The sequence below is a fragment of the Vibrio sp. V19_P1S1T109 genome, from assembly GCF_002241375.1.
Lineage (GTDB): Bacteria > Pseudomonadota > Gammaproteobacteria > Enterobacterales > Vibrionaceae > Vibrio > Vibrio anguillarum.
This window is the reverse complement of record NZ_NDIM01000356.1, coordinates 1-2,828: the sequence shown is the minus strand read 5'-3', so window position 1 is coordinate 2,828 and position 2,828 is coordinate 1. Positions and strand designations below refer to the sequence as shown.

General features: G+C 41.1%; 2 protein-coding genes, 1 tRNA gene and 1 pseudogene. 1 reads left to right on the top strand and 3 read right to left on the bottom strand.

The features are described 5' to 3' along the window. Positions 1–335: 335 nt before the first annotated feature. Together B9J87_RS16650 and B9J87_RS16645 are read right to left on the bottom strand one after the other, a co-directional pair. On the bottom strand, positions 336–1,586 hold the full coding sequence (locus tag B9J87_RS16650) for an HD-GYP domain-containing protein (RefSeq protein WP_017045406.1): 1,251 nt from the start codon (positions 1,584–1,586) through the stop codon (positions 336–338). A 248-nt stretch (positions 1,587–1,834) separates the two neighbouring features. Further along, positions 1,835–1,919 (bottom strand) — tRNA-Leu (locus tag B9J87_RS16645). 153 nt (positions 1,920–2,072) lie between these two features. Here B9J87_RS16645 and B9J87_RS16640 point away from each other — a divergent pair. Next, on the top strand, positions 2,073–2,594 hold the full coding sequence (locus B9J87_RS16640; RefSeq protein ID WP_013855999.1) for an RDD family protein: 522 nt from the start codon (positions 2,073–2,075) through the stop codon (positions 2,592–2,594). A gap of 40 nt (positions 2,595–2,634) precedes the next feature. Here B9J87_RS16640 and B9J87_RS16635 read toward each other — a convergent pair. Next, a pseudogene (locus tag B9J87_RS16635) lies at positions 2,635–2,828 on the bottom strand (IS4 family transposase); the annotation flags it as partial.

Below are 2,828 nucleotides of genomic sequence, written 5' to 3'. Positions count from 1 at the left end.
GAAAAGTGTCAAACACTTTATTAAATTATTTCGTCTTACCGATTTGACCTACTGATTGGCTGCTGGTTGGGCTTGAACCCTTACTGGCTGTGCCGTGTCAGTGAGGCGGCATTATAGGGAGAACGAAGATGAGTGCAAGCGGTTTTTAGAAAAAAGTACCTTCTGATAGCTCAAGTGAACAAAAAGACGCCAAAGCGTTAAATATCGATTAATTAGCGACCTATTTCCCTCTCTAAATCTCCTTGTTATCACCAGAGCATTAAGGTGACACACTTCATATTGCGTGCTTTTCTTCGTCAATGAAAGCTCGCACTGAGGCAATACAAAGAAGCATATTACTCATCACTATCGAAGAAATAAGAGATTCTAGAGCGTGGGTTAAGATAGTCTCGGATTTTATCCGGAAGTTTATGCGGAAGAATGGCGTTAACAATTTTCAAATCTCGATCAGCTAAATCAATAATGGGCGCTTGGGTTCGCGGAACCGAAGGGTCGTAAATCAATACATTAGGATATAGTAAGTGGCTAGCGTTTACGGAGATGACTAACCCAACCATATTGTTAGAAAGCTGAACAACGGTTCCTGGAGGGAAAACACCCATAAATTTAACCAATACGTTTAAGTTTTCGTTACTATATAAGTGATTACAATGCTTATACATATAGGAAAGTGCAATATAAGGAATCTTCTGCTCTGCAACGATATTGGGATGACACAAATTATCAAATACATTCGCGACCGTAATGACCTGTGAAAGCTCATCAATAGCCGCTTCCTTTAAACCAAGCGGATACCCACTGCCATCATTAAGTTCATGATGCTGTTCTATTACTCTCTTTGCACTTTCTGGAAAGCTATCGATATGACTCGCAATATCCAAACCATACTTAGTATGTAATTTGAGATAATTTTGTTCGGGCTCTGTCAGTGTTGTTTTCTTTCTAACAATCGCGGTGGGAACCTTAATTTTGCCTATATCATGAAACAGCGCAGCAAAAGCAAGTTCTTTGATTTTTTGAGCATCATACCCTTTCGCTTTTCCTATCATCATTGCAATGACCGAAACGTTGAGTGAATGAAAGTAGATGTCTTCAAACTCACTTTTGCCATTCATTAAATGCAGCGTAACGCTATCTTCACTCAGTAGCTTATCGACAATATCTTCAACCAAAATTGAAGCTTCATCTATCGCATCCTCTGGCCGATTGCGTATCTTGTTCATTACCGCACGCATACGGGATAGAGAACGCTCAAACTCTTTTTCACAGTTTAGAACTCGCCTACGATATGCGTTCAACTTTTCAATCCGTTTCTGCTTCTCTTCCCACAATTTTTCAGCCTCACTCTCCATCTCTGAAGATTCTTCTATGGCTTCCGGCTGCGTATTGACAGGTAAGGGTTGAGTATCGCTTTGCGCAGGATTGATATAAACATGTTGAATCCCCAAGTGTTTTATCAATTGAATCTGTTCTTGGGATTTAATCTTAAAGCTATTAAAAAGAAAGGGGTGTTCGTTCCACTTTACGGGCAACTTAATGTGCAGGCCAGGCTGCAATCTATCTACTGTGATTTTTATGCTTGCCACAATTTATATAACACCTTAAGTACTAAGTAGTTAATGAGTTTAAAAGAAGCCACTCAAAAGTTCATCAACTACATATTAGTAGTGTTGATATAAATGTGTATGGCTAGAAGCGAGAAATGTGCGCTGTTCAATATAGAAGTATGTGAAGGCTATCAAAAGAGTCCCATTTATCTAAGATAGTGGACTATTATTTCGAGGACAAAAACAACAAAGCCCCGACTTTCGTCGAGGCTTTGTTGTTTAAATTATGGTACCGGTGGGCGGACTTGAACCGCCACTCCCGAAGGAAACGGATTTTGAATCCGTCGTGTCTACCAATTTCACCACACCGGCATCTTGGGCATTGCCCTTTGATGGTTGGCATTATACGTAAGAAAGTTATTGGCGCAATAACAAAATATTGAAATACAAATCGTTTGCCGATATTTTCGCCACAAACCTTCAAGCTGTGCGTCTCTTCTCTTTTCAGATCCTCTCCGAGGCTATATGCTGCTGCAATTTCGCGAATACAAAAGATGTTTAGATATGATGAGTAACTCTATTTCTCTACCGCCTGCCGGATTACTACGCCGATTTGGTGCGCTCATTTACGATGCATTAATCATCATTGCTCTTGAGATGATGGCTGCTGGTGTTGTCGTTGCTATATTAGAAGCTCTCGTTGCGTTGAATGTGATGAGCTATGGCTCGTATGCAGATGTCAGCGACCTTCTCACTCGTCATCCCATTTGGAGCTATGTTTACACATTTTACCTTGCCGCTGTCTGGGTCTACTTCTTCGTCTTTTTCTGGACAAGAGCAGGCCAGACATTAGGGATGCGTGCTTGGCGACTTTTGATAATTAACGAACAAGATGGAAATTCAATCAGCGCCACGCAAGCTTTAATACGTTTGTTCACCTCAGGCTTTGGCTTGGCAAACCTCACCGTACCCTTTGATCAACAAAAAAGAGGGTTCCAAGATATTTGGGCCAAAACTAAAGTAGTGGTACTTCCTAAAGTTAATTGAGCCGGAATAACAAAAAGGAAGGTTTGCCCCTGTCTCTTGATCACAAGTCTGGTGAATCAAGAGACTTAGCCAGTTCATACCCTTCAAGGATGGTTTGTAACCTAAACCATCCTTGCCATAATGTCTTTATAGAAGCACGACCCGTTCGCTTTGTATTCTTCCAACCCCCTAATCGAGCAATACCTCTGTAAGCCCATGATATGTCCGGAGCTTCCTTCGGTAGCCCTTTTCTTT

Bases quoted from the DNA above. Each gene is read 5' to 3' on its own strand.
- B9J87_RS16640 (WP_013855999.1), top strand. From the start codon at position 2,073: ATGCTGCTGCAATTTCGCGAATACAAAAGATGTTTAGATATGATGAGT.